Annotated in this window: 28 protein-coding genes and 4 tRNA genes; 8 read left to right on the top strand and 24 right to left on the bottom strand. The window is 68.9% G+C overall.

What is annotated here, in order from left to right; all coding sequences use genetic code 11:
- Positions 1 to 29: 29 nt before the first annotated feature.
- From VGN45_RS07185 to VGN45_RS07140, 10 genes are all read right to left on the bottom strand, one after another.
- Complete coding sequence (locus tag VGN45_RS07185) at positions 30 to 1,127, bottom strand: amino acid ABC transporter substrate-binding protein (RefSeq protein WP_327460813.1); 1,098 nt, start codon at positions 1,125 to 1,127, stop codon at positions 30 to 32.
- A 54-nt stretch (positions 1,128 to 1,181) separates the two neighbouring features.
- Positions 1,182 to 1,258: transfer RNA gene (locus VGN45_RS07180), tRNA-Arg, on the bottom strand.
- 120 nt (positions 1,259 to 1,378) lie between these two features.
- Complete coding sequence (locus tag VGN45_RS07175) at positions 1,379 to 1,684, bottom strand: ETC complex I subunit (protein WP_327460811.1); 306 nt, start codon at positions 1,682 to 1,684, stop codon at positions 1,379 to 1,381.
- Positions 1,685 to 1,707: 23 nt separating this feature from the next.
- Positions 1,708 to 1,784 (bottom strand) — tRNA-Pro (locus tag VGN45_RS07170).
- A 48-nt stretch (positions 1,785 to 1,832) separates the two neighbouring features.
- Complete coding sequence (locus VGN45_RS07165) at positions 1,833 to 2,306, bottom strand: DUF192 domain-containing protein (protein WP_327460809.1); 474 nt, start codon at positions 2,304 to 2,306, stop codon at positions 1,833 to 1,835.
- A 29-nt stretch (positions 2,307 to 2,335) separates the two neighbouring features.
- On the bottom strand, positions 2,336 to 2,887 hold the full coding sequence (locus VGN45_RS07160) for a cold-shock protein (RefSeq protein ID WP_327461252.1): 552 nt from the start codon (positions 2,885 to 2,887) through the stop codon (positions 2,336 to 2,338).
- Positions 2,888 to 3,094: 207 nt separating this feature from the next.
- A tRNA-Glu gene (locus VGN45_RS07155) sits at positions 3,095 to 3,169 on the bottom strand.
- Between the two features lie 51 nt (positions 3,170 to 3,220).
- Positions 3,221 to 5,029: a single-stranded-DNA-specific exonuclease RecJ gene (recJ, locus tag VGN45_RS07150; RefSeq protein ID WP_327460807.1), complete on the bottom strand. Its 1,809-nt coding sequence runs from the start codon at positions 5,027 to 5,029 to the stop codon at positions 3,221 to 3,223.
- Positions 5,029 to 5,982 carry a class II fructose-bisphosphatase gene (glpX, locus tag VGN45_RS07145; protein WP_327460805.1) on the bottom strand — a complete coding sequence of 318 codons (954 nt, stop codon included), beginning with the start codon at positions 5,980 to 5,982 and terminating at the stop codon, positions 5,029 to 5,031. Before glpX ends, recJ begins: the two co-directional genes overlap by 1 nt.
- A gap of 53 nt (positions 5,983 to 6,035) precedes the next feature.
- Entirely contained in the window at positions 6,036 to 6,458 is a 423-nt protein-coding gene (locus tag VGN45_RS07140; protein WP_327460802.1) for a hypothetical protein, read from the bottom strand.
- Positions 6,459 to 6,533: 75 nt separating this feature from the next.
- Here VGN45_RS07140 and phaC point away from each other — a divergent pair, with 75 nt between their 5' ends.
- The gene (gene phaC / locus VGN45_RS07135) at positions 6,534 to 8,486 is read left to right on the top strand and encodes a class I poly(R)-hydroxyalkanoic acid synthase (RefSeq protein ID WP_327460800.1); all 1,953 of its coding nucleotides are present in this window, start codon (positions 6,534 to 6,536) and stop codon (positions 8,484 to 8,486) included.
- Complete coding sequence (locus VGN45_RS07130) at positions 8,483 to 8,857, top strand: hypothetical protein (protein ID WP_327460797.1); 375 nt, start codon at positions 8,483 to 8,485, stop codon at positions 8,855 to 8,857. Before phaC ends, VGN45_RS07130 begins: the two co-directional genes overlap by 4 nt.
- Before the next feature lie 88 nt (positions 8,858 to 8,945).
- On the opposite strand, the gene msrB is transcribed toward VGN45_RS07130, so the two are convergent.
- Positions 8,946 to 9,446: a peptide-methionine (R)-S-oxide reductase MsrB gene (gene msrB / locus VGN45_RS07125; RefSeq protein WP_327460795.1), complete on the bottom strand. Its 501-nt coding sequence runs from the start codon at positions 9,444 to 9,446 to the stop codon at positions 8,946 to 8,948.
- A 95-nt stretch (positions 9,447 to 9,541) separates the two neighbouring features.
- On the opposite strand from msrB, the gene VGN45_RS07120 reads away from it, so the two are divergent.
- Both VGN45_RS07120 and VGN45_RS07115 read left to right on the top strand, forming a co-directional pair.
- Complete coding sequence (locus VGN45_RS07120) at positions 9,542 to 9,835, top strand: AbrB/MazE/SpoVT family DNA-binding domain-containing protein (RefSeq protein ID WP_327460793.1); 294 nt, start codon at positions 9,542 to 9,544, stop codon at positions 9,833 to 9,835.
- Positions 9,832 to 10,218, top strand: coding sequence for a type II toxin-antitoxin system VapC family toxin (locus VGN45_RS07115; RefSeq protein WP_327460791.1), 387 nt, complete (start codon positions 9,832 to 9,834; stop codon positions 10,216 to 10,218). Before VGN45_RS07120 ends, VGN45_RS07115 begins: the two co-directional genes overlap by 4 nt.
- Here VGN45_RS07115 and argC read toward each other — a convergent pair.
- The 3 genes from argC to rplM form a co-directional block, all read right to left on the bottom strand.
- The gene (gene argC / locus VGN45_RS07110) at positions 10,211 to 11,140 is read right to left on the bottom strand and encodes an N-acetyl-gamma-glutamyl-phosphate reductase (RefSeq protein WP_327460789.1); all 930 of its coding nucleotides are present in this window, start codon (positions 11,138 to 11,140) and stop codon (positions 10,211 to 10,213) included. The genes VGN45_RS07115 and argC overlap by 8 nt on opposite strands.
- 155 nt (positions 11,141 to 11,295) lie before the next feature.
- Positions 11,296 to 11,790, bottom strand: coding sequence for a 30S ribosomal protein S9 (rpsI, locus tag VGN45_RS07105; RefSeq protein ID WP_414643402.1), 495 nt, complete (start codon positions 11,788 to 11,790; stop codon positions 11,296 to 11,298).
- 2 nt (positions 11,791 to 11,792) lie between these two features.
- Positions 11,793 to 12,266, bottom strand: coding sequence for a 50S ribosomal protein L13 (gene rplM, locus VGN45_RS07100; RefSeq protein ID WP_327461248.1), 474 nt, complete (start codon positions 12,264 to 12,266; stop codon positions 11,793 to 11,795).
- A 272-nt stretch (positions 12,267 to 12,538) separates the two neighbouring features.
- Between rplM and VGN45_RS07095 the strand changes: the two genes are divergently transcribed.
- The gene (locus VGN45_RS07095; protein WP_327460787.1) at positions 12,539 to 13,966 is read left to right on the top strand and encodes an alkaline phosphatase PhoX; all 1,428 of its coding nucleotides are present in this window, start codon (positions 12,539 to 12,541) and stop codon (positions 13,964 to 13,966) included.
- Here the strand turns inward: VGN45_RS07095 and VGN45_RS07090 are convergent.
- Positions 13,938 to 15,035, bottom strand: coding sequence for a COX15/CtaA family protein (locus VGN45_RS07090; RefSeq protein WP_327460785.1), 1,098 nt, complete (start codon positions 15,033 to 15,035; stop codon positions 13,938 to 13,940). The genes VGN45_RS07095 and VGN45_RS07090 overlap by 29 nt on opposite strands.
- A gap of 126 nt (positions 15,036 to 15,161) precedes the next feature.
- On the opposite strand from VGN45_RS07090, the gene VGN45_RS07085 reads away from it, so the two are divergent.
- Positions 15,162 to 15,413 carry a transglycosylase gene (locus VGN45_RS07085; RefSeq protein ID WP_327460783.1) on the top strand — a complete coding sequence of 84 codons (252 nt, stop codon included), beginning with the start codon at positions 15,162 to 15,164 and terminating at the stop codon, positions 15,411 to 15,413.
- A complete protein-coding gene (locus VGN45_RS07080) occupies positions 15,413 to 15,610 on the top strand; it encodes a DUF2842 domain-containing protein (RefSeq protein WP_327460781.1) in 198 nt (65 codons plus the stop codon). Before VGN45_RS07085 ends, VGN45_RS07080 begins: the two co-directional genes overlap by 1 nt.
- Positions 15,611 to 15,693: 83 nt before the next feature.
- On the opposite strand, the gene VGN45_RS07075 is transcribed toward VGN45_RS07080, so the two are convergent.
- The 7 genes from VGN45_RS07075 to VGN45_RS07045 form a co-directional block, all read right to left on the bottom strand.
- Positions 15,694 to 15,770 (bottom strand) — tRNA-Pro (locus VGN45_RS07075).
- Between the two features lie 60 nt (positions 15,771 to 15,830).
- Positions 15,831 to 16,229: a MerR family transcriptional regulator gene (locus tag VGN45_RS07070; RefSeq protein ID WP_327460779.1), complete on the bottom strand. Its 399-nt coding sequence runs from the start codon at positions 16,227 to 16,229 to the stop codon at positions 15,831 to 15,833.
- 2 nt (positions 16,230 to 16,231) lie between these two features.
- A complete protein-coding gene (locus VGN45_RS07065; protein WP_327460777.1) occupies positions 16,232 to 16,540 on the bottom strand; it encodes an integration host factor subunit alpha in 309 nt (102 codons plus the stop codon).
- A gap of 71 nt (positions 16,541 to 16,611) precedes the next feature.
- Positions 16,612 to 17,589, bottom strand: a complete 978-nt coding sequence (locus VGN45_RS07060; RefSeq protein WP_327460775.1) for a beta-ketoacyl-ACP synthase III — start codon at positions 17,587 to 17,589, stop codon at positions 16,612 to 16,614.
- Positions 17,586 to 18,647 carry a phosphate acyltransferase PlsX gene (gene plsX, locus VGN45_RS07055; protein ID WP_327460773.1) on the bottom strand — a complete coding sequence of 354 codons (1,062 nt, stop codon included), beginning with the start codon at positions 18,645 to 18,647 and terminating at the stop codon, positions 17,586 to 17,588. Before plsX ends, VGN45_RS07060 begins: the two co-directional genes overlap by 4 nt.
- Before the next feature lie 90 nt (positions 18,648 to 18,737).
- Entirely contained in the window at positions 18,738 to 19,250 is a 513-nt protein-coding gene (locus VGN45_RS07050) for a DUF177 domain-containing protein (protein WP_327460771.1), read from the bottom strand.
- Positions 19,247 to 19,771, bottom strand: a complete 525-nt coding sequence (locus VGN45_RS07045; RefSeq protein ID WP_327460769.1) for a ubiquinol-cytochrome C chaperone family protein — start codon at positions 19,769 to 19,771, stop codon at positions 19,247 to 19,249. The genes VGN45_RS07050 and VGN45_RS07045 overlap by 4 nt, the downstream gene beginning before the upstream one ends.
- Before the next feature lie 86 nt (positions 19,772 to 19,857).
- Here VGN45_RS07045 and VGN45_RS07040 point away from each other — a divergent pair, with 86 nt between their 5' ends.
- On the top strand, positions 19,858 to 20,331 hold the full coding sequence (locus tag VGN45_RS07040) for an outer membrane protein assembly factor BamE (RefSeq protein WP_327460767.1): 474 nt from the start codon (positions 19,858 to 19,860) through the stop codon (positions 20,329 to 20,331).
- 94 nt (positions 20,332 to 20,425) lie between these two features.
- Here the strand turns inward: VGN45_RS07040 and VGN45_RS07035 are convergent, their stop codons facing one another.
- On the bottom strand, positions 20,426 to 22,582 hold the full coding sequence (locus tag VGN45_RS07035) for a sodium-translocating pyrophosphatase (RefSeq protein WP_327460765.1): 2,157 nt from the start codon (positions 22,580 to 22,582) through the stop codon (positions 20,426 to 20,428).
- Between the two features lie 181 nt (positions 22,583 to 22,763).
- Positions 22,764 to 23,174, bottom strand: a complete 411-nt coding sequence (locus VGN45_RS07030) for a hypothetical protein (protein ID WP_327460763.1) — start codon at positions 23,172 to 23,174, stop codon at positions 22,764 to 22,766.
- Between the last annotated feature and the right edge of the window lie 4 nt (positions 23,175 to 23,178).

The following is a 23,178-nucleotide window of genomic DNA, read 5'->3' as shown; positions in this document are numbered from 1 at the left end:
GCGTCCCCCTGCCGGCCCGCGGGCCCGCGCTATCGAATCGGCAGGGCGTACATCAGCCCGCCCGGCTCAGCGTTCCATTGTGCGTTGAGACCCCGCGCCAGGTCGAGCGGAGAATCCGTGCCCACGTTCCGTTCGAAGATCTCGCCGTAGTGTCCGCCGGAGGCCAGGGCGTCTCGCGCCCAGCTGCGCTTCAACCCCAGCATCGGGCCGAAGTCCCCGTCCAGCCCCAGAAGCCGGCGCGCACGGGGGTCGCGGGGTTCGGCGCGTCCCCGCGCGACGGCCTGGGTCACGCCCAGCTCCTCGCCCAGGATCAGCCCGTTCAAGGTCCAACGCACGACGGCCGTCCAGCCCTCGTCGCCGCGGCGCGTTATGGGCCCCAGCGGCTCCTTGGAGATGACGTCGGGCAGGATGGCGTGCTGCTCCGGGTTCGCCAAGGTCGTCCGGGCCGCCGCCAGGGCCGAGACGTCCGCGGTGAAGGCGTCGCATTCCTCGCGGGCATAGGCCTGCCGTGCCTCCTCCTCGCCCGGAAAGACGACGGGCTCGTAGGCGATGCCGCGCTGTCGAAACCAGTCGGCCAAGTTCAGCTGAGACGTCGATGAGCCCTGCACGCAGACCCGCGCCCCGTTCAGCTCCGTCGCGCTGGTCAGGTTCAGCGAGCGGCGCACCAGGAAGCCCTGGCCGTCGAAATAGTTGACGCCGGCGAAGGCGACGCCGTCGCTGACGTCGCGCGTCATGGTCCAGCTGGTGTTGCGCCACAGGACGTCCACGCGTCCGTCCCGCACCGCCGCCAGCCGGTCGCGGTTGCTCAGGGGCACGAATCGCACGGCGTCCGGATCGCCCAGGACGGCGGCGGCCAGGGCGCGACAGAAATCGACGTCGAAGCCGCGCCACTGGCCGCGATTGTCGGTGTAGGCGAAGCCGACGAGGCCTTCGTGAACGCCGCAGTTCAGGCGCCCGCGTCGTTTGACGGCCCGCAGGGTGGCGCTCTCCTGAGCCTCGACCCGGGCGGTCGCCGCCGGCGCCGCCGCATCCTCCCGTCGCGCGGGATCGGCGTCCTGAGCGCGGTCGCCGCACGCGCCGAGCGCCAGGGCGGCCAGGATCGGAACGGAAAGCGGAAGGCGCAACATCGCGGCGGCGACCATAGCCCCCCTCGCCCGCACCGCAACCCGCTGAGATCGAGATGGCGCGCCCGGCAGGACTCGAACCTGCAACCGTCCGCTTAGAAGGCGGATGCTCTATCCGGTTGAGCTACGGGCGCCTTCACCGGCGATACCTGCGCGTGCCCCGCGGCTCAAGCAGCGAGCCACCCCATCCGACCCATGTCGTGCCTCAAGCAGCGAGTGACCGCGTCACGAACGATGGGCGCAGACAAGAATGATCAGTGCGTCCAGGGCTGCTTGCGGCCGGTGGCGAAGTTGTCGGAATAGGCCTTCAGGATCGGCGCGGGCTCCTGAGGCGTCTGCACGCGGAAAGGAATGCCGTGACGCTGGGCGTATTCGACGGCCTCTTCCTGGCTGTCGAAGGTCAGGCGGACCTGCCCGTTCATGTCCGTCGACCCGGTCCAGCCGGTCAGCGGATCCAGGAACCGCGCCGTGGCGGGCTCGAACTCCAGCCGCCACTCGCGCGTCTTGGCCTTGCCGGACTGCATGGCGGTGCGGGCGGGACGATAGATGCGCGCGAACATGTCGGTCTCCGATCACTGACCCTTGGTCGGGGCGGCAGGATTCGAACCTGCGACCCTCTGCTCCCAAAGCAGATGCGCTACCAGGCTGCGCCACACCCCGACGGAAGGGTGCGCCTTCTGCCATGACCGGCCCGATGGGGCAACGACGTCAGTTGCCGAAGAACGGATGTCGGATCACGTCGCCGGGTTTGGCCCCGATCTCGTCCATGCGGCCGGCGCGGGTCTCCAGCACGCCCTTGGCGGGGCCGTTCGACGGATAGGTGCTTTCGGAATAGGGCGTCGTGTGCTTGGCGATCGACACGATGCGGCCGTCGGCGGCGACGTAGACGATGTCCAGCGAACTGGGCGTGTTGCGCATCCAGAACCCGCGCTCCTGTGCGTTCGGGAACTGGAACAGCATGCCCCGGTCGTCGGCCAGCGGCTGGCGGAACATCAGGCCGCGCTGGCGCTCCTCGTCGTCGTCGGCGATCTCGACCCAGAATTCGTGCTCGCCCGAGGACGTGACCACGGTCAGCTTCTCCAGCGGGTTGCCGTCCTGGTCCTTGGGTCCGGCCGCATCGCCCGCGCACGCCCCCAACGCCGTCACCAGGGCCGCCGCCAGAACCAGTCGTCGATCGAACATGCTCGCCTCGCCTTTCGCGGGGCGACGCCTCAGCCGCCCGGCCTGATCTCCGCCACCACCAGGCCCTTGGGCCCCTCGGCGAACCGCACGGATACGGCCTCACCGGGCACGAGGTCGTCAAGCCCGCATCGGCGCAAGGTCTCGACGTGCACGAAGATGTCGCCCGCGGCTCCGTCGCGGACGACGAAACCATAGCCCTTCGTGCGGTTGAACCATTTCACCACGGCGCGCTCCATGGGGGCGTCGGAGGCGGCCTCAGGCATCAGACCGCTGGCGCGCAGTCCGTCATAACCCGTGCGACGCGGCGCCTCCGGCGTCACGGACTGGTCGATCTCCAGGACTTCGATCACCTGCCAGCCCTTGGGCCGCCGGACGCAGTCGCAGCGTATGGCCGCGCCCTCGGCCGCCGCTTCAAGCCCGCTCTGTCTCAGACTGGAGATGTGAAGCAACACGTCCCTGAGGTCGGTCAGGGAAGGATCGTCCGGGACGATGAACCCGTATCCCTTGCCGGGATCGAACCACTTGATCTTGCCGGCGATGCGGACCGCTTCGGTCGCGTTCGCCCCCTCCAAATCCGACACGTCCACGCCCCCCCTCCGCAACACGCGGGGCACGTCATTTATCACCGTTCCGTGAACGGTGTGGAAGCGAAAAAACTTGGGTTTCAGAACACTGGGGGACGCTGCGTCAACTTATGCCGCAAGCGGATCCTGTGAGGTCGTTCTCAACGTCCGGCCAAAGCGCGCCATGCCGCGCCGTCTTGACCGTCGATGCGAGAAGGCCCGCGTTGGCAGTCCCTAGGGGAATCGAACCCCTCTTTTCAGGTTGAAAACCTGACGTCCTAACCGATAGACGAAGGGACCGCTGCGCGGGGAGCCGGCGATATAGCCGCCGATTCCGAAGGGTGCAACCCCTCAGACGGCTCTCGGATCGGCGACGTCCTCGATCTCGAATTGCACGCCGCGCCGGCCGTTCCAGTCGTCGGCCTTCAGCCGTCCGGCCACCGCCAGCCCGCCCTGCCCCATCAGCAGCGCGCGTCCGTGAGGCAGGTCGGCGCAGCGCCAGGCGACGGCCCGAACCGAGGCGCCGTCCGGCCCGGTCAAGCGACAGCGCACGTGCCCCTGCCCCATCGGCGCCGGCTCGCGCGCGACCACGCCCTCCATGGCGAACACGGGCTCGGGATTGCCCGGACCATGCGGGGTCAGCTTCTGAAATCCGTCGAACAGCGCGCGATCCACGGCCCGGGGCTCGACCAGGGCGTCGATCTCCAGCGCGTCCAGGACCGCGGCCTCGACGCGACGGTCCTTCAGTCGCGCATGCAGGAAGTCGGAGAGTTCCTCGATCCGGTCCACCGCCACGGTCAGTCCGGCCGCCATGGGGTGCCCTCCGCCGGACAGCAGCACGCCCTCGTCCCACGCCGCCTGCACCGCGCGGCCCAGGTCCATGCCGGGCTGGGAGCGTCCCGATCCTTTGCCGACGCCGTTGACCGCATCCACGCCGACGACGATCACCGGCTTGCGCCAGCGCTCGCGAAGACGCCCGGCCACGATGCCGATGACGCCGGGGTGCCAGTCGTCGCCGGCGACGACGACCACGGATCGGTCGTCGGCGTGATGTCCCGCCGCCTCGACCTTCCGCACCGCGGCGTCGGTCACCTGTTTCTCGACTTCGCGGCGTTCGAGGTTCAGCGCGTGCAGTTCGGCGGCAAGCTCGCCCGCCTCGACCGGATCGTCGGTCGACAGCAGCCGGGCCCCCAGGTCGGCGCGACCTATCCGACCGCCCGCATTGATCCTCGGCCCCAGAATGAAGCCCGCGTGGTTCGATCCGGCCGGGCCCGGCTCGGCCCCCGCGGCCGCCAGCAGGGCCTTCAGCCCCGGATTGGCCCACCCCGACATGACCCTCAGACCCTGCGCCGCCAGCGCCCGGTTGAAGCCCGTCAGGCCGGTCACGTCGCAGATCGCCCCCAGCGCGGCCAGGTCCAGCCACTGCCGCAGATCGGGCTCCGGGCGCGCCGCGAACAGCCCGCGCCGCCGCGCCTCCCGGTTCAGCGCGGCCAGCAGCACGAAGACCACGCCCGCCGCCGCCAGATTCCCCTGGCCCGAGCCGCAGCCCGGCCGGTTCGGATTGACCACGGCCAGAGCCGGCGGCGTGGCGCGCATCAGATGGTGATCGACCACCACCACCTTCAGTCCGATCTCGGCCGCGTGCTCCAGCGCCGTCACCGCCGCCGCGCCGCAGTCGACCGTGACGACCAGATCGGCCCCGCGCGCCTTCAGGGCGTCGAAGGCCCTGGGGCTGGGCCCATACCCCTCCGTCAGGCGATCGGGCACATAGATCGGCAGATCCGCGCCCATGGCCCGGAACCAGCGCACCAGCAGGGCCGCGCTGGACGCCCCGTCGACGTCGTAGTCGGCGAACACGTGGACCGACGCGCCGCCTGCGACCGCATCCACGATCGCCTCGGCCGCCACGTCCATGTCCAGGAAGCTGGACGGGTCCGGGAACCAGGCCCGCAGGGTCGGCTCAAGAAAATCGGCCACGCCCGCCGCGTTCTGACCCCGCGCGGCCAGGGCGCGGGCCAGGGGCTCGATCAGGCCGTGGCCCTGCATCAGCCCTCGCACGACCTCGGGCTCGGCCGCCCGCTGGCGCCAGGCTCGGCCCGACAGCGACCGCTCCACGCCCAGAAAGGCGCTCAGGGCTCCGTGCGGGGCCCCGTCGGCCATCAGACGCGCCGCGTCGTGCGGATGCGCCGCACCGTGCCGTCGGAAGAGTCCATGACCAGGGTGTGGGTGGACACCCAGCCCTTGCCCATCTGCACGCCGTCCAGCAGGGCGCCCTTGGTCACGCCCGTGGCGGCGAAGACGGCGTCCTTCGACACCAGTTCGTGCAGGTCGTACTTGCGGTCGAAGTCGGTCACGCCGGTGCGCGCCGCCCGGGCCCGCTCCTCGTCGTTGCGGAAGATCAGCCGGCCCTGGAAATGCCCGCCGACGCACTTCAGCGCCGCCGCGGCCAGCACGCCCTCCGGCGCCCCGCCGGAGCCCAGATACATGTCGATCCCCGTTTCCGGCTGGGTCGTGTGGATCACGCCGGCCACGTCGCCGTCGGTGATCAGCACCACCTTGGCGCCCACCTCGCGCAGGGCCGCGATCAGCTCGGCGTGGCGCGGACGGTCCATGACGCAGACCGTGATCTGGTCGGGCGCGACGCCCTTGGCCTTGGCCAGCGCCCGGACGTTGTCCTGCGGGGCAGTGTCCAGATCGACGGTTCCTGCGGGATGACCCGGCCCGATGGCGATCTTGTCCATGTAGGTGTCCGGCGCGTGCAGCATGCCGCCGCCCGGCGACATGGCCAGCACCGTCAGGGCGTTGGCCATGGCCTTGGCCGTCAGGGTCGTGCCCTCCAGCGGGTCCAGCGCGATGTCGATCGCCGGACCTCTGCCGGTGCCCACCTTCTCGCCGATGTAGAGCATCGGCGCCTCGTCGCGTTCGCCCTCGCCGATCACGATCTTGCCGTCGATGTCCAGCGTGTTCAGCGCCGTGCGCATGGCGTCCACGGCCAGCTGGTCGGCGTGCTTCTCGTCGCCGCGCCCGATCTGGCCGTACGAGGCGATGGCCGCCAGTTCGGTGACGCGCGCGGCGTCGGCGGCGAGGTTCGAGGCGTGGGCCGTGTCGGCCATGGTGATTCTCCTTGGCGAGGGCAGGCTCGCAGATTCAGACGGCCGAGACGACCTCAGCGCCGCGGAATGGGCGCCGGCGCGCGGGCGCGCTCGCGCAGATCGCGGGCGAAGGCGTCCAGCTGTTCGCGGGTCCGCTGGGTGTCAGGCGAGATCGGCAGGGCCTCTACCCGCGCGCGCACATCGGTCTCCAGGCCCGCGACGTCGTCGATCGCGGGCATGCCCGCGACTTGGCCTTGCAGGGCCGCGGCGTCGGCGCGCAGGCCCGCCACCTCGGATCGGACCTGATCGACGGTGGGCACATCCGTTCCGCGTTTCGGAAAGTCCTCCCACCGGGGATAGACGCGGTTGGCGTTGACGATCTCGGCGATGCGTGCGCTCTCGGCCGGATCGGCGCTTTCGGCTGTGTCCAGCGCCGTGCGGCAGCCGCCGACGGCCAGAAGGGCCGCGCCGGCCATCAGAAGGCCCGTCTTTTTCACTGCCGACGCGTTCATTTCGGGCCCGGTCATATGCCATGATCGGGGCCGGCGGAAGATCAAGACGGGGAAGCGACCATGGCCAAGCGACCGACCACGACCCAGCCGCCCGCCGCGCCGCGCAAGCCGGGGCGCCCCACCTCGGCCAAGCCTCGCCCGAAGAAGACGGCGGCCGCGCCGCAGGCCTCACCTCCTCCACGGCCGGAGCCGAAGTCCGCCCCGCAGCCGGAAAAGCTCCGCTTCTCGCCGCCTCCCCCGCCGTCGGGCGAGGTCTCGCGCGAGATGATCGAGACGCTGTCGATGAACCTGGCGAAGGCGGCGATGACGGCCCAGGCCGCGATCGCCGAGGCCGCGCTCAGTCAGGCGGACCGCCCCGCCGCCTTGTCTCCCGACCCGTTCAACGTCGGCCCGGCCATGACCCAGGTGATGACCGGGCTGGCGTCGCGTCCCGACAAGCTGTTCGCGGCCCAGGCCGACCTGTTCAACCGCTATCTGGACCTGTGGGCCGGCGCGACGCGTCAGGCGGCCGGCGAGACCCCGCCCCCGGCGCCCGCCGACAAGCGGTTCAAGGACCCGGCCTGGTCCGAGAACCCCATGTTCGACGTCATGCGGCGGTCCTATCTGATCACCGCCGACTGGATGAACGGCCTGGTCTCGTCGGTCGAGGACGTCGATCCCCGCACCAAGCGGCGGGCGGAGTTCTTCACCAAGCTGCTGACCGACGCCTTCTCGCCGTCGAACTTCCTCGCCTCAAACCCCGTGGCGTTGAAGGCAATGGCCGAGACGAACGGGGAGAGCCTGGTCAAGGGCATGCAGAACTTCGCCGCCGATCTGGAACGCGGCATGGGCAAGCTGAAGATCAGCCAGGCCGACTATGGCCGGTTCGAGGTCGGGGTGAACGTGGCCACGGCGCCCGGCAAGGTCGTGTGGCGCGACGAGCTGTTCGAGCTGATCCAGTACGATCCGGCCACCGACGGACAGCGGGCGATCCCTCTGCTGATCTTTCCGCCGTGGATCAACAAGTTCTACATCCTGGACCTGCAGCCCGAGAACTCGATGATCCGCTGGCTGTCGGCCCAGGGGTTCACCGTCTTCGTCTGCTCCTGGGTCAATCCGGACCGCGACAAGGCCGACTGGAATTTCGACCAGTATCTGGAGAAGGGCATCCATCGCGCCGTCGAAAAGGCGCTGGAACAGACGGGCGCAGAAAGGCTGAACACCGTCGGCTACTGCATCGGGGGCACCCTGCTGGGCGCCGCCCTGGCGCATGCGGCCGCAAGCGACGACGGCCGGATCAACGCCGCGACCTTCTTCGCCGCCCAGCACGACTTCGCCGAGGCGGGCGACCTGCTGCTGTTCACCGACGAGCACTGGCTGGCCGAGATCGAGAAACAGATGGACGCCGCCGGCGGCGTCCTGCCCGGCGCGGCCATGGCGGACACCTTCAACGCGCTGCGGGCCAACGACCTGATCTGGTCCTTCTTCGTCAGCAACTATCTGATGGGCAAGGATCCGCCGGCCTTCGACCTGCTGTTCTGGAACGCCGACCAGACGCGCATGCCCAAGGCCCTGCACCTGAACTATCTCCGCAGCATGTACGGCCAGAACCTTCTGACAAAAGGCGAATTTGAGATCGGCGGGATCAAGGCCGATCTGTCGAAAGTGACCATCCCGCTGTACTTTCAGGCCAGCCGCGAGGATCACATCGCGCCGATGAATTCGGTCTATCGCTCGGCCCGGGCCTTCTCGAACGCCGACGTGACCCTGACGCTGGCGGGGTCGGGCCATATCGCGGGCGTGGTCAATCCGCCCTCCGCCAGGAAGTACCAGCACTGGCTGAACCCCGCCCTGCCCGCGACCCTGGCGGAATGGCAGGCGGGGGCCGAGGAGCGTCCGGGCAGCTGGTGGGAGCACTGGGCCGGCTGGCTGCACGACCGGTCGGGCGGCTGGGTCGCGGCCCGCGACCCCGAAAAGGGCGCTTTCCCCCCGCTTGAATCGGCCCCGGGATCGTATGTGAAAGTGAAGTCTTGAACCGTCTGGAGCCGAACGCCCTTCTCGCCTTGTCCGCCGCCTTCGCCCTGCTGCTGGTCGTTCTGACCACGGCGGTCTACGGCCCGCAGATCGGCCTGATCCGCAATCCGCTGCTGGCGATCATCTGCGCGGGCGGGTTCGTGCTGCTGAACCCCCGGCTGGAGCGGGCGATGAAGCGGCCGGAGCGGCCGCCGCTGATCTCCGAACGGGCGCCCGGCACGGCGGTGTGGGCCGCGCTGTTCCCGATGATGATCCTGATCTGCGCCGCTGTGCCGGTGTTTTGGCAGGGCCGCGACTACGGCCTTCTGGTCATCGTCGCCGCCGTCCTGTTCGGCGCGACGGCGGAAAGCGCGATCAAGGCGCGACGCTGACGTCATCGTCTTTCAGGAGCGCGGACCTCCAGGTCCGCGAAATTTGCGCCGCGCGACGCGGACCTGGAGGTCCGCGCTCCTTTGGTGGCTAGGTGGGCCGGAAGTTCAGCGCCACGCCGTTGTTGCACCAGCGCTTGCCCGTGGGCCGAGGGCCGTCGTCGAACACGTGCCCCTGATGCCCCAGGCAACGGGCGCAGTGGTATTCGGTGCGCGGGATGCCGATGGCGTAGTCGGTCTTCTTGCCGACGTTGGTCTCGATCGCGCGGAAGAAGCTGGGCCAGCCTGTGCCGGAATCGTACTTCCACTCCGACCGGAACAGCGGCAGCTCGCAGCCCTTGCAGACATAGGTCCCGGCGCGCTTCTCGTCGTTCAGCGGGCTGGTGAAGGGCCGCTCCGTCGCCTCGCGCCGCAGGACGTCGTAGCTCAGGCCCGGCAGACGGCGACGCCATTCCGCCTCAGAGATGTCGCGCCACGGAGAGTTCGCATACCGGCTGTCCTGGGCGTCCGCGCCTTCGGGCGCGCAGGCTGCGACGGTCAGGGCGGAGGCGCCGGCCAACAGGCGGCGGCGGTCGGTCAGGATCTGGCGCATGCTCCACATACGTGACGAGACCGATGAGGGTTTCAAGGGTGGGCCCCGTTGCGATTTGGTAAGGCGCGAACTACCTTACCGGCACGGAGATCGACATGACGACTTTGACCATCACGTCCAAGGGGCAAATCACGCTCCGCAAGGAACTGCTGCACGTCTTGGGCGTGGGCCCGGGAGAGCAAATCGACGTCGTTCCGACGCCTCGCGGCGGTCTCGAACTGATTCCGACTCGGCCCAAGCGGCCCATCAGCGATCTGTTCGGCATGCTGAAGTCGCCGTTGGAGCGCCCGCTCACGATAGAGGAAATCAACGACGGGATCGCTCAAGGCGCCGTGGATGAGTATCTTCGCAGCATAGGAACGGACCCTGACGAAAAGAGCAAAGATTGAGGGCGGCCGACACCAATGTGCTCGTCCGGCTGATCTTGGGCGAGGAGACGGCCGAGACGGCGGCGGTCACGACCACGCTTTCGGCGGGCGAGCCGATCTATGTCTCGAACATCGTCATGTGCGAACTGGTCTGGGTGTTGAAGAGCCGGTACCGTCAGCCCAGAGCGGCGATCGCAGAAGCTATGGGACGATTGATCGACAGCGACCAGGTCGTGATGGATCGCGACGCAGCCCTGGCCGGTCTCGGCATGTTGAAGGCGGGCGCCGGATTCTCGGACGGCGTCATCCTGTATGAGGCGCGACGGGCCGGAGCTCGCGACCTGATGACCTTCGATCGAGATCTGGCCAAGTTCGGCGGCCCGATGGCGACCCTTCTCAGCTGAGCCCCGCGCCCTCGTCCAGACCCAGCATCAGGTTCAGGTTCTGCACCGCCGCGCCCGAAGCGCCCTTGCCCAGATTGTCCAGCAGGGCGACCAGCCGTGCCTGCCCGCCCGCCCGGTCGCCGAACACGTGGAGCCGCAGCCGGTTGGTGCCGTTCAGCCCCTCGGGCGTCAGACCGGTCATGGCCTCGGTCTCCTCCAGCGCCGCCACCTCGACGAAGCGCGCGCCGGCATAGGCTTCGGTCAGACGGCCGTGCACCACCTCGATCGACGGCGAGCCCGGCAGGGCCGCCAGATGCAGCGGAACCTCGACCAGCATCCCCTGCCGGTAGTTTGCCACCGCGGGCGCGAACAGCACGGGGCGCGACAGGCCCGCATGCTTCGTCATCTCCGGCACGTGCTTGTGCGTCAGCGTCAGGCCATAGGCGCGGAAGGGATCTCCACCGGCCTCGAACTCCGCGATCATGGCCTTTCCCCCGCCGGAATAGCCGCTGACGGCGTTGACGGTGACCGGCTGGTCGGCCGGCACGATCCCCGCCCGCACCAGCGGCGCGATCAGGGCCAGGAAGCCGGTCGGATAGCAGCCGGGGTTGGACACCCGCTTCGCCGCCATGATCCGCTCCCGCCGCTCGGGCGACAGCTCGGGGAAGCCATAGGCCCACATCGGATCGACCCGGAAGGCGGTCGAGGCGTCGATCACCCGCACCTCGGGGTTCCCGACCATGGCCACGGCTTCCTTCGCCGCCTCGTCCGGCAGGCACAGGATGACGAGGTCGGCCGTATTGAGCGCCTCACGCCGCGCCTCCACGTCGCGCCGCCGGTCGCCCAGCAGGATCAGCTCCAGATCGGCGCGCGCCTCCAGCCGCTCCCGGATCTCCAGCCCCGTGGTCCCGGCCTCGCCGTCGATGAAGATGGTGTGGGTCAATGCCGTGCTCCCGGATGTCCGGCTTGTACGCTCCGTCCTGCCCGAGTCATGCGCGATGTCCTGCTTTTGTGCACGCCGATGTCCCGGTTCCTGGGCAGAAAAAAGGGCGCTTCGGTTTCCCGAAGCGCCCCTGAAATCCAAACCGCGTGGACGGCTTAGCGCTTCGAGAACTGGAAGCTGCGGCGGGCCTTGGCGCGGCCGTACTTCTTGCGCTCGACGACGCGGCTGTCGCGGGTCAGGAAGCCGTGCGGCTTCAGGACCTTGCGCAGTTCCGGCTCATAGTGCGTCAGGGCGTGCGACAGGCCGTGGCGGATGGCGCCGGCCTGGCCCGACAGACCCGAGCCCTCGACGGTGCAGACCACGTCGTACTGCGTCGTGCGATCCGAGACGGTCAGCGGCTGGGCGACCATCATCTGCAGCACGGGGCGCGCGAAATAGGCGGCCACGTCCTTGCCGTTGACGGTGATCTTGCCCGAACCCCGCTTCACCCACACGCGGGCGACGGCGTTCTTGCGCTTGCCGGTCGAATAGGCGCGACCCTGGGCGTCCAGCTTCTGGACGTGGACGACGGTCTCGGCCTCGGCCGTTCCCATGCCCTTCAGGGCGTCGAAGCCGGTCGCGGCCGGCGCTTCGGTGGTGGCGTCGGTCATGCTCAGGCGCTCCGGACGTTCTTGGTGGACTTCGCCTTGAAGTCGATGGTTTCGGGCTTCTGGGCCTCGTGATCGTGCTGGCTGCCCGAGAACAGGCGCAGGTGCGTCATCTGCTTGCGGGCCAGCGGGCTTTCCTTCGGCAGCATCCGCTCGACGGCCTTCTCCAGCACGCGCTCGGGGAAGCGTCCGCCCAGCACCTTGGCCGGCGTCGTCTCCTTGACCCCGCCCGGATGACCGGTGTGGCGATAGTAGACCTTGTCGGTGGTCTTCTTGCCGGTGAACACAACCTTGTCGACGTTGGTCACGACGACGTAGTCGCCGCAATCGACGTGCGGGGTGTAGTCCGGGCGGTGCTTGCCGCGCAGGCGGTTGGCGATGAAGGTCGCGAGGCGGCCCACCACGACGCCTTCGGCGTCGATGTGGATCCACTTCTTCTCGACCTCGGCCGGCTTCAGCGAAGCCGTGGTGCTCTTCAGCATGACGGAGGGTCCAGTGAACGGATTGCGCCGGACCGGAAGGGCCCGCCGACGGAAGGCGCGCTGATAGACGAACCCCCGGGCGGCGTCAACGACGCCACGGTCGGCGATGCAGCATCATCATACGGAAAAATAACAGAATTTTGAGTACGGTATTAAATTACCGCGCACAGTACGGCATTCTGGTCGCCATTCGGACCTTAGCTTTCATGGAAACGTGATGATCCCTGCCCCTCCGCGCGGCATAAGGCGCGCCACACGCGGAGTCCTCCATGCCCTTCGACCTGATCGACCGTCGCCAGCTGATGGCCACCGGCGCCGCCGGCGTCGCCTTCTCCGGCCTCGCTGCCCACGCGCGGGCGCAGGAGGCCGAGACCTACGTCAACGAGGTCGAAGGCTATGGTCCGCTGGTGAAGGACCCGAACGGCGTGCTCGATCTGCCGGCCGGCTTCACCTACGAGGTCGTGTCCCAGGCGGGCGACACCATGGACGACGGGCTCTTCATGCCCGGCCAGCCGGACGGCATGGGCTGCTTTCCCCTGTCGGATCGCGAAGTGGCCCTGGTCTGCAATCACGAACTGAAGGGCTCCGGCGCCCTGCATCGCAACCTGGGCCCCGGCGGCTTCCATCAGGAGCGCCTGCACCTGCTGACGGCCGACCGCGCCTACGACACCTACAAGGACGGCCGCGTCCTGCCTGGCGGCACGACCACGACGGTCTATGACCTGAAGACCCGCAAGGTGATCCGCCGCCACCTGTCGCTGGCCGGCACCTCGACCAACTGCTGCGGCGGCATGACGCCCTGGGGCAGCTGGCTGACCTGCGAGGAAACGGTCGAGACGCCCGCCGACGCCGACGTCGCCAAACCCCACGGCTTCGTCTTTGAAGTGCCGGCCACGGCTCCCGGTCTCGTCGATCCCGTCCCGCTGAAGGCGATGGGCCGCTTCGATCATGAGGCGGTCTGCGTCGATCCGCGCTCGGGCATCGTCTATCTGACGGAAGATCAGACCGACGGCCTGTTCTACCGCTTCATCCCGAACGTGCCGGGCAAGCTGGCCGAGGGCGGCAAGCTGCAGGCCATGGTCGTGCGCGGCGCGACCGACACCCGCAATCACGACGCCCGCACCTGGGCCGTCGGCGACTGGGTCCAGGTCGACTGGATCGACATGGAGGACGTGGAGTCGCCCAACGGCGACCTGCGCAAGCGCGGCCACGCCGCCGGCGCCGTTTTGGTGGCGCGCGGCGAAGGCATCTGGTGGGGCAAGGACGAGCTCTACATGACCGCGACGACGGGCGGCCCGCTGAAGCGCGGCCAGGTGCTGCGCTACGTGCCCTCTCCGGACGAAGGCAAGCGCGGCGAGCGCCGCCGTCCGGGACGCCTGCAGCTGTTCGTCGAGAGCGCGGACGAGAAGACGATGAACATGGCGGACAACATCACGATCGCGCCATGGGGACACCTGATCCTCTGCGAGGACAACTACTCCGAGACGACCCGCAACCACCTCAAGGGCGTGACGCCGGAGGGCAAGGTCTACACGATCGCCCGCAACGTCTTCCGTGGAAACTCCGAGTTCGCCGGCGCCTGTTTCGCGCCGGACCAGACCCTGTTCGTCAACATCATGTACCCCGGCCTGACGCTGGCCATCCGCGGTCCGTGGGAGACGGTCAGGGCTAAAGCAATCGCGCCGGCCCGCTGCTGAACAGCCGGGGCTGGGACCGCCGCACCAGCCACAGGTTCCACGTCGCCACGCCCAGCACGACCGCCGCCCCGGCCTGGTGCAGCACGCCCAGGCCGATCGGCACGACGTGGATCAGGGTGATCACGCCCAGAACCGCCTGAACCGCCACCACGCCGAACAGGGCGAAGGCGGCCGCGCCCAGCCCCTCGGCCAGCCGCCAACGCCACGCCTGGACGGCATAGACGGCGGCCCCGACGAACAGGGCGTAGGCCATGAGGCGGTGATTGAACTGCACCAGCGCCGGATCGTGCAGGAAGGCCAGCCCGCCCTGCCCCCAGTCCACCGGCGGCAGCACCGATCCGTTCATCAGCGGCCAGTCGGTGTAGATGAAGCCCGCCTTGGCCCCCGCCACCAGCCCGCCCAGCAGGCATTGGGCGAAGACCAGGCCCAGCAGGACCGCCGCCCCCCGGCTCCATCCGACCGGTGAGCGCGAATGCTCCTCGCCGAACCAGGCCTCCAGACCCGTCCAGATCAGGCCGGCGAAGATCAGAAAAGCCAGCCCCAGGTGCGTCGCCAGCCGTTCCGGCGCGACGTCCACGCGCTCCGACAGGCCCGAGGAGACCATCCACCAGCCGATCAGCCCCTGCAGCCCGCCGAGACCCAGCAAGACGAGGCAGCGCCAGACTAAACGATCCGGCATTGCCCAGTCGCGAAATCCCCATTGCGGCGGCATCACGCGCGCCACGAGGAAGAAAGCTAGGGGCAGGGCCATCACCACGCCGATGAACCGACCCAGCTGGCGGTGCATCCACTCCCACCAGAAGATGCCCTGGAACTCCGCCAGGCTCATGCCCGCGTTGACCGTCTGATACTGCGGGATTTCCTGATATTTGCGGAACGCCTCCTGCCAGTCGGCCTCGTTCAGGGGCGGCAGGGCGCCCATGATCGGCTTCCACTCGGTGATCGACAGGCCCGAGCCGGTCAGCCGGGTGATTCCCCCGACCACGACCATGGCGAACACAAGGGCCGCCACGCCGAACAGCCAGATCGCGACCGCCGGAGCGCGGTCCGGCGTGAAAATACGGTTCATTCGACGCTCGACGTCCGTCACTGTAAGAGACGGTCCGCCCTCGGGCGGTCCGACGCGAAGCGGTATGCCCGCCCTTTGGGTCGAGATCGAGTCGTCGGGCGATGCGTCGCACCCGGGAGAAACGCAGTGGAGCATCTGGACGTCGTCGTGGCCTTGGTCGCCGTGCTCGGCCTGGCCGTGGTCGCGGACCAACTGACGGGTCGGCGCAGCCTGGACCAGGCGCTGCTGGTCGGCGGCGTCGGCGCGATCTCGGGCGCCTTCCTGCACCTGCGCGTCTTCGCCGCCGGGACCATGGACGGCTGGGGGTGGGTCGGCTGGAGCGTGATCGGCGCGGTCCTGTGCCTGTTCGCCCATTTCCTGTTCCGGGGTAAGCGCTGATGCCGCCCCGCGCCCGCCGCGCCGTGGCCTCGCTGGGGATGGTGGTCTTTCTGGGCGTCTACGTCTGGGCCGCCATCGCCGTGGCCGACCTGCTGCCCGAATCGGCCCTGATCGACGCGCTCTACTTCGTGATCGCCGGCACCGCCTGGGGCCTGCCGCTGTTCCCGCTGATCAAGTGGGCGGAGCACAAGGACTGATCGCCGGGAAAGGCGTCAGGTTTTCTGAATCGACGACCCTCAAGTCGTGAGCGGCCGCGTCGCGAACATAGGGTCAAGAGAGATGGTCGGAGCGACAGGATTCGAACCTGCGACCCCTTGACCCCCAGTCAAGTGCGCTACCAGGCTGCGCCACGCTCCGAGAGGCGCTCCCTATAGACGGGGCCGCGCCAAGCGCAAACCCCGATCTCAGGAAAAATCCTCAGCCCGCCAAGGCCCGGTCCAGGCGGGCCCGCGCCGCCAGCACCCGCGCCAGGGCGACGCGCAGAATAGCCGGACTGGCCGAGGCGACGGGCGCCGTCGCGGAGACCTCCGCCTCGCCTTCGATCTCAAGGATTTCACCGCCGACGACCGCCCTCAGGCCCCGCGTCTTGTGCAGCTTCTGCACGCCGCGGATGGTCACGCCCTCGTCGTGCAGCAGGCGCTTCAGTCCCCGCAGCACCGCCAGATCCTGAGGCCGGTAAAAGCGCCGTCCGCCCGCCCGTTTCAAGGGCGTCAGAAACGCGAACTTCGTCTCCCAGAACCGCAGCACATGCTGCGGCACACCGACGTCTTCCGACGCTTCGGAGATGGTTCGGAAGGCGTCGGGCGCCTTGGGCATGATCAGACCGCCAGATGGGCGTCGTGGACCCGGCTTTTCATGATCTGCGACGCACGGAAGCTGATCACGCGGCGCGGATTGATCGCGGCCGGCACGCCCGTCTTCGGATTGCGGCCCATGCGGGCGCGCTTGTCGCGCACCTGGAACACGCCGAAGCCGGACAGCTTGACCGTTTCTCCGCGCTCCAGCGCCTCGACGATCAGGTCCAGGGTACGCTCCACCAGCTGGGCGCACTCGGCCCGCGACAGGCCGACGGCGTCATGCACCGCGTCGCACAGGTCGGCGCGGGTCACGGTCTGTTGTCCGGACATGTTCCCTCCAGCCCCCTTCTGTCCCGCCATAAAGGGCCATGTGGACTGATTTTCAAAGAGCATTTTTCGTTTCAGAAGCGAAACGCGCAGGCGCCCCAGGTCAGGCCGCCGCCCATGGCCTCCAGCAGCACCAGGTCGCCCCGCTTGATCCGCCCGTCCTGGATCGCCGCGTCGAGCGCCAGCGGGATGGAGGCCGCTGAAGTGTTGGCGTGTTGAGCGACGGTGGAGACCACCTTGGCCTCGTCCAGGCCCAGGCGATCGCCCACCCCCTTGATGATGCGTTGGTTCGCCTGGTGCGGCACGAACCAGTCGACGTCGGAGACCTCGATCCCCGCCGCCGCAGCCGCCGAAGTCACGGCCTCGGCGATGTTGACCACGGCGTGGCGGAACACCTGGTTTCCGGCCATCCGCAGGTGGCCGACGGTCCCCGTGGTCGAGGGGCCGCCGTCGACGTAAAGCAGATCGGTCTTCGTCCCGTCGCTGCGCAGCGAGAAGCCCAGGATGCCCCGATCCGCGGGCGTTCCCTGCCCCTCGACGGGCTCCAGAACCACGGCGCCCGCGCCGTCGCCGAACAGGACGCAGGTCGACCGATCGGTCCAGTCCATCAGACGCGACATCTCTTCCGCCCCTATCACGAGCGCGCACTTCGCGTGTCCCCGCGCCACGAAGCCGTCGGCCACGCTGATGGCATAGACGAAGCCCGTGCAGACCGCCTGGACGTCGAAGGCGATGCAGGTCGGCGCCCCCAGTTTGCGCTGCACGATCGAGGCCGTGGCCGGGAACGTCATGTCCGGGGTCGTCGTCGCGACGACGATCAGATCGACGTCCGCCGCCGTCTTGCCGGCCGCCGCCAAGGCCTTCTTCGCGGCCTCGACGGCCAGATCGCTGGTCGGCTGGTCGTCGCGGGCGCGGTGGCGCTGGCGGATGCCCGTCCGTTCGACGATCCATTCGTCGGAAGTGTCGACGATCTGGCTCAGATCGGCGTTGGTCACGACCTGTTCGGGCAGAAACGCGCCGACGCCGGTCACCGCGCTGCGGATCACGCTCACTTGGGGGTCTCCTGAGCCGGTTCGGCCAGCACGGCGGTCAGTCGGTTCAGATTGGCCCCGACCTTGGTCAGATAGTCGCTGCGCGCCAGCTCGACGGCGATGCGCACGGCGTTCGAGAAGCCGCGGGCGTCGGCGCCGCCGTGGCTCTTCACCACGATGCCGTTCAGGCCCAGCAACGGCCCGCCGTTGATCGCGCTGGGATCGATGCGCTGACGCATCCGCTTCAGTGCCGGCAAGGCCAGAAGCGCGCCCGTGCGGGCCATCACGCCGGACGTCAGCGCGCCCTTGAACTGGGCGAAGATGTATCGGGCCACCCCCTCGGCCGTCTTCAGGGCGATGTTGCCGGTGAAGCCGTCCGTCACGACCACGTCGACCGTTCCCTTGGCGATGTCGTCGCCCTCGACGAAGCCCTCATAGGCCAGGCCGAAGCCGCCCTCGCGCAGCAACCGCGCCGCCTCGCGCACCGATTCGTGGCCCTTCATGTCCTCGGAGCCGACGTTCAGGATGCCGATCTTCGGCCGCTTCACGCCGTGCACGGCCTCGACGAAGGCCTCGCCCATGATGGCGAACTCGACCAGCTGCTCGGCGTCGCTTTCGACGTTTGCGCCGACGTCCAGCACCGCCGTGATCCCACCCTTCATGTTGGGCCAGCTGGCGACGATCGCCGGGCGCTCCAGTCCATGCGCCGACATGCGCAGGATCAGCTTGGAGATGGCCATCAGGGCGCCGGTGTTGCCGGCGGAGACGACGGCCTGGGCCTCGCCCGACTTGACCGCCTCGATCGCGTTCCACAGGCTGGAACCCTTGCCGCGCCGCATGGCCTGGGCGGGCTTCTCGTCCATGGCCACGACCTTGTCGGTGTGCCGCACCTCGACGACGTCGCCGGCCAGGGCCAGCTTGGCCAGCTCGGCCCGGATGGCGGCCTCGTCCCCGTGCAGCTGGAAGCGCACGCCGGCGCCGCCCGCCCGACGCAAATAGGCCGCTACGGCGGGCACGGTCACGGCGGGGCCGTGGTCCCCGCCCATGGCGTCGACGGAGATGGTGACGAGATCAGGCAAGCCTGGAGCCTCCTTCGGCCCGGGTCCGGCGCGGGCGGCGGACGATAGCGGCGCGCCCGCCGGATGCAATATGGCGACGCAAGGTCAAGTTCAGGCGCCGTCCCCGTCGCGCTTCAACGCCTTCAGGACGGCGAAGGGCGAGATTTCGGCGGACTCCTCCGGCGGGGTGAACTCCGCGCCCGGCGCACGCGGAAACGGATCCAGCGCCAGCGAGAGCTGTTCCACCGAATGGTGGCCCAGGTCGATGCGGCCGTCCTCGATCAGGTCGGGCGCGTCGTCCTCTAGGAAAACCTCCACCTCCGACGCCTCGTTCTCACCGGCCTCGACCAGTGCGATCCGGAACATCTGGTCGATGCGGGCGGGAACCGGCGCCAGCGTCAGGCCGCAACTCTGCACCGCCTCGGCGGTGATGCGGCCGCTCAGGGTCCAGCCGACGGGGGCCGGCGCCACCGTCATCTCCGCCACGAAGGCGTCAAGCGACTGGAGGTCCAGCCAACGGGCAACGGCGCGCCGTTGGGCCTCGTCGGGTTCGAGCCGACGGGTCAGGCCGGCCCCGATCTGGTTCAGGCGGATCGGCTCACTCAGCGGGGGCGCGTCGCTCATCCTTCGATCTTGGCCCAGTTCGCCGACGTGATCATCTGATCCACGGACTGGGCGGCGAGGCGCTCTCGCGTGACCATCGCATATCGCGCCAGAATCGCGGCCGCTTCCGGCCCGGTGGGGGCGACGTTGCGCGCGATCGCCTCCGACAGCGCGCTTTCGTCCGCGTCGATCAGGCCCGCCTCATAGGCGCTCATCCGCCCGTACACGTGCTCGCTCAGCTTCCGCATCTTCTTGGCTATGGACAGGTCGCCGACGCCAAGCTCCCGCAGGTCGTTGTCCAGGGCCGAGACGAAGACGTCGAACAGCCGCTGGGCCAGATCGCGTCCCGCCTCGCCCTCGGCCTGCAGCCGCAGGATGAGCAGTTGGACGTGCAGCACATAGAGGTCGAAGCGCGAGTCGATGCGGTCGGCCACCCCCAGCCGGCCGTAGAAGGCCGGATCGCGGGCCTGATCGACCGCCTGCGCGTACAGTCCGTCCGCGGCGTCCGGCCGTCGCTTCAGCCCGAAGAGTCTCTGCAGCATGATCAGCGGCCCCTTTTCCGCCGCGGCGTTGAACTAGGACGACGCACGGGCTAGGTCAAAGCCTCCAGTTTCACGACGAGTGGTCCATGATCCGCTTTCTGACCGTTTCGGCCCTCGGGGCTCTGGCTCTGACGGGCGCGGCCTGCGCCCCCGTGATCGGCAGCCACGGCTATCAGGTGATCGAGGCGGCCCCGGCCGACGTCGCGGTGGGAACCGACACCAAGACGACCGTGCGCGACCGGCTGGGCACGCCGTCGGCCACCTCGCTCTTCGAGGGCGACGACATCTGGTACTACATCAGCCAGACGACCGAGAAATACACCTTCAACCTGCCGCAGGTCTCGCAGCGCGCCGTGACGGAAATCGTGTTCGAGGGCGAGCAAGTGGCTTCGGTTCGCGTTCTGGGGCTCGACGACGGTCGCCAGGTGGCCATGAACCGCAACGAAACCCCAACGCGCGGCCGTGAGCTGACGATCCTGGAGCAGTTGCTCGGCAACGTGGGCCGCGGTCAGCTGCCCCGCACCGACGAAGACGCCCCCGGCCAGCGTCGCCCGGACTGATCACGTGCGGACGTCGTCACGGACGTCAGAGGCACGGCCAAATGAGAAAAGCCCCGGAGATCGCTCTCCGGGGCTTTTCGGTCCTGGGGTCGGATCAGCCGCCCAGCTTGCCGCCGGCCAGCACCGCCAGAAGCAGCAGGGCCACGATGTTGGTGATCTTGATCATCGGGTTCACCGCCGGACCGGACGTGTCCTTGTAGGGATCGCCGACCGTGTCGCCGGTGACGGCGGCCTTGTGGGCCTCGGATCCCTTGCCGTGAAGCACGCCGTTGGAGTCGGTGAAGCCTTCCTCGATCACCTTCTTGGCGTTGTCCCAGGCGCCGCCGCCCGAGGTCATCGAAATGGCCACGAACAGGCCGGTCACGATCACGCCCATCAGCATGGCGCCCAGGGCGGCGAAGGCGTCGGCCTTGTCCGCCAGGAACAGCACGGCGACGAACAGGACGATCGGCGACAGCACCGGCAACAGCGACGGCACGATCATCTCCTTGATCGCCGCCCGGGTCAGGATGTCGACGGCCCGGCCGTACTCCGGCTTGACCTCATAGGTCATGATGCCGGGGTTCTCGCGGAACTGGCGACGCACCTCGGCCACGACCGATTCGGCCGCCCGACCCACGGCCATCATCGACATGCCGCCGAAGAGGAAGGGCAAGAGCCCCCCGAACAGCAGGCCGACGACGACATAGGGATTGGTCAGGTCGAAGGTGACCGCGCCCATGTCGGCGAAGAAGGGATAGTCCGCCGGGTTCGAGGCGAAGTACTGCAGGTCCGACGTGTAGGCCGCGAACAGCACCAGGGCGCCGAGACCGGCCGAACCGATCGCATAGCCCTTGGTCACCGCTTTGGTGGTGTTGCCGACAGCGTCCAGGGCGTCCGTCGAGTGACGGACGTCGGACGGCAGGCCGGCCATCTCGGCGATGCCGCCGGCGTTGTCCGTGACGGGGCCGAAGGCGTCCAGGGCCACGATCATCCCGGCCACGCCCAGCATGGTCGTGGTGGCGATGGCGATGCCGAACAGGCCGGCCAACTGATAGCTGGCGACGATGCCCACGATGATCGTCAGCGCCGGCAGGGCCGTGGATTCCAGAGAGACGGCCAGGCCTTGGATGACGTTGGTGCCGTGCCCCGAGACCGAGGCGTTGGCCACCGAGCGCACCGGACGGAAGTTCGAGCCGGTGTAGTATTCGGTGATCACCACGATGGCGGCGGTGACGGCCAGGCCGATCATGCCCGACCAGAACAGGTTCATGGCCGTGATCGCCTCACCGTCGACGGGCTGGACGACCGCGTTGCCCGGCAACAGCTGGTTGATCACCAGCCACACCGCGCCCACCGACAGCACGCCGGTGACGATCAGGCCCTGATACAGGGCGCCCATGATGTTGTTCGACTTGCCCAGGCGTACGAAGAACGAACCCACGATCGAGGTCACGATGCAGACGCCGCAGATGGCCAGCGGCAGCAGCATCATCACGTCCACATAGGGCTGGCCGCGGAAGAAGATGGCCGCCAGCACCATGGTGGCGACCGTGGTCACCGCGTAGGTCTCGAACAGGTCCGCCGCCATGCCGGCGCAGTCGCCGACGTTGTCGCCCACGTTGTCGGCGATGGTGGCGGCGTTGCGGGGATCGTCCTCGGGGATGCCGGCCTCGACCTTGCCGACCATGTCGCCGCCGACGTCGGCGCCCTTGGTGAAGATGCCGCCGCCCAGACGCGCGAAGATGGAGATCAGCGAGGCGCCGAAGCCGAGGGCGACCAGGCCGTCGATGACCTCACGCCCCGTCCGTTCCAGGCCCAGGCCCTCGGTCAGCAGGGCGTAATAGCCCGCCACGCCCAGCAGCGCGCCGCCGGCCACGAACAGGCCGGTGATGGCGCCCGACCGGAAGGCCAGATCCAGGCCCTTGGACAGGCTCTCGGACGCGGCCTGGGCGGTGCGGACGTTGGCGCGCACGGAGATCAGCATGCCGGCGTATCCCGCTGCTCCGGAAAGCACGGCGCCGATCAGAAAGCCGATCGCGGCCCATTGCCCGATCAGAAGCCAGGCGGCGATCAGGATGACCACGCCCACGAGGCCGATGGTGGTGTACTGGCGCTTGAGATAGGCCGAGGCCCCTTCCTGAATCGCGGCCGCGATCTCGCGCATCTTGTCGGTGCCGGTCGAAGCTTTCAGCAGACTGGCGGTCTGGACGGCGCCGTAGAGCACCCCCAGAGCGCCTGCGGCTATGACCAGCCACAGATAGTTCGTCATGACGTTTCCAAATCCTGTTGCGTTTCGGGCGCCCGGACCCTTGGCGCGGCGGGCCTGATTGGCCTTCTTCCGCCTTCCGGTCCCCCCGTGCGCGTCGGACGCGAGCGGTGCGTCCATGGGGAATTGCGGCGAAACCGTGCCACCCCCGGCGGCGCGGCGCAATGGGCAGGATGAACGGAATTCAGGACGCGCGGACGCCCGTGCGACGGCGCGGCGACTGCGCCACGATCTCGACGCGCGTCACCTGCCGCGCGCCGACGATGCGGACGGAAGACTGCACCAGGGAGGTCGACATGGCGCGCGCGTCCAGCCGGGTCCAGTCGTCGGCGACGGTGAACGGCGTCCGGTGCGCCGCGCGGACCAGGGCGTCGCGGAAGAAGGCGTCCTTGTTGCGGATCGCCGTGGCGTCCGCCCCACGCGCCAGGTGCAGCCTCAGGCTGACGAAGACGTAGTTCCGCACCCGCCCGCCGGCGATGACCGGCAGGCCCACCCCGGCGATGTTGACGCTCGCGGTTTCCTCCTCGCCGCCCGCGTGGGCGCGCGGGGCGAGGCCGAGGACGGCGGCGGCGGTCAGGAGGCTGCGACGGATCATGAGC

It is taken from the genome of Brevundimonas sp. (genome assembly GCF_035999125.1).
Taxonomy (GTDB): domain Bacteria; phylum Pseudomonadota; class Alphaproteobacteria; order Caulobacterales; family Caulobacteraceae; genus Brevundimonas.
The sequence above is the reverse complement of the archived record's forward strand: the minus strand, read 5'-3'. Positions and strand labels throughout refer to the sequence as shown.

Coding starts and splice junctions, on each gene's coding strand:
- VGN45_RS07175 (WP_327460811.1), bottom strand. CDS start 1,684: ATGTTCGCGCGCATCTATCGTCCCGCCCGCACCGCCATGCAGTCCGGC.
- VGN45_RS07050 (WP_327460771.1), bottom strand. CDS start 19,250: ATGAGCGACGCGCCCCCGCTGAGTGAGCCGATCCGCCTGAACCAGATC.
- recJ (WP_327460807.1), bottom strand. CDS start 5,029: ATGGCCGACGGGGCCCCGCACGGAGCCCTGAGCGCCTTTCTGGGCGTG.
- VGN45_RS07185 (WP_327460813.1), bottom strand. CDS start 1,127: ATGTTGCGCCTTCCGCTTTCCGTTCCGATCCTGGCCGCCCTGGCGCTC.
- VGN45_RS07095 (WP_327460787.1), top strand. CDS start 12,539: ATGCCCTTCGACCTGATCGACCGTCGCCAGCTGATGGCCACCGGCGCC.
- VGN45_RS07035 (WP_327460765.1), bottom strand. CDS start 22,582: ATGACGAACTATCTGTGGCTGGTCATAGCCGCAGGCGCTCTGGGGGTG.
- VGN45_RS07065 (WP_327460777.1), bottom strand. CDS start 16,540: ATGTCCGGACAACAGACCGTGACCCGCGCCGACCTGTGCGACGCGGTG.
- rpsI (WP_414643402.1), bottom strand. CDS start 11,790: ATGACCGACGCCACCACCGAAGCGCCGGCCGCGACCGGCTTCGACGCC.
- VGN45_RS07030 (WP_327460763.1), bottom strand. CDS start 23,174: ATGATCCGTCGCAGCCTCCTGACCGCCGCCGCCGTCCTCGGCCTCGCC.
- VGN45_RS07165 (WP_327460809.1), bottom strand. CDS start 2,306: ATGTTCGATCGACGACTGGTTCTGGCGGCGGCCCTGGTGACGGCGTTG.
- VGN45_RS07090 (WP_327460785.1), bottom strand. CDS start 15,035: ATGAACCGTATTTTCACGCCGGACCGCGCTCCGGCGGTCGCGATCTGG.
- VGN45_RS07070 (WP_327460779.1), bottom strand. CDS start 16,229: ATGCCCAAGGCGCCCGACGCCTTCCGAACCATCTCCGAAGCGTCGGAA.
- msrB (WP_327460795.1), bottom strand. CDS start 9,446: ATGCGCCAGATCCTGACCGACCGCCGCCGCCTGTTGGCCGGCGCCTCC.
- VGN45_RS07080 (WP_327460781.1), top strand. CDS start 15,413: ATGCCGCCCCGCGCCCGCCGCGCCGTGGCCTCGCTGGGGATGGTGGTC.
- VGN45_RS07120 (WP_327460793.1), top strand. CDS start 9,542: ATGACGACTTTGACCATCACGTCCAAGGGGCAAATCACGCTCCGCAAG.
- VGN45_RS07040 (WP_327460767.1), top strand. CDS start 19,858: ATGATCCGCTTTCTGACCGTTTCGGCCCTCGGGGCTCTGGCTCTGACG.
- VGN45_RS07045 (WP_327460769.1), bottom strand. CDS start 19,771: ATGCTGCAGAGACTCTTCGGGCTGAAGCGACGGCCGGACGCCGCGGAC.
- glpX (WP_327460805.1), bottom strand. CDS start 5,982: ATGGCCGACACGGCCCACGCCTCGAACCTCGCCGCCGACGCCGCGCGC.
- phaC (WP_327460800.1), top strand. CDS start 6,534: ATGGCCAAGCGACCGACCACGACCCAGCCGCCCGCCGCGCCGCGCAAG.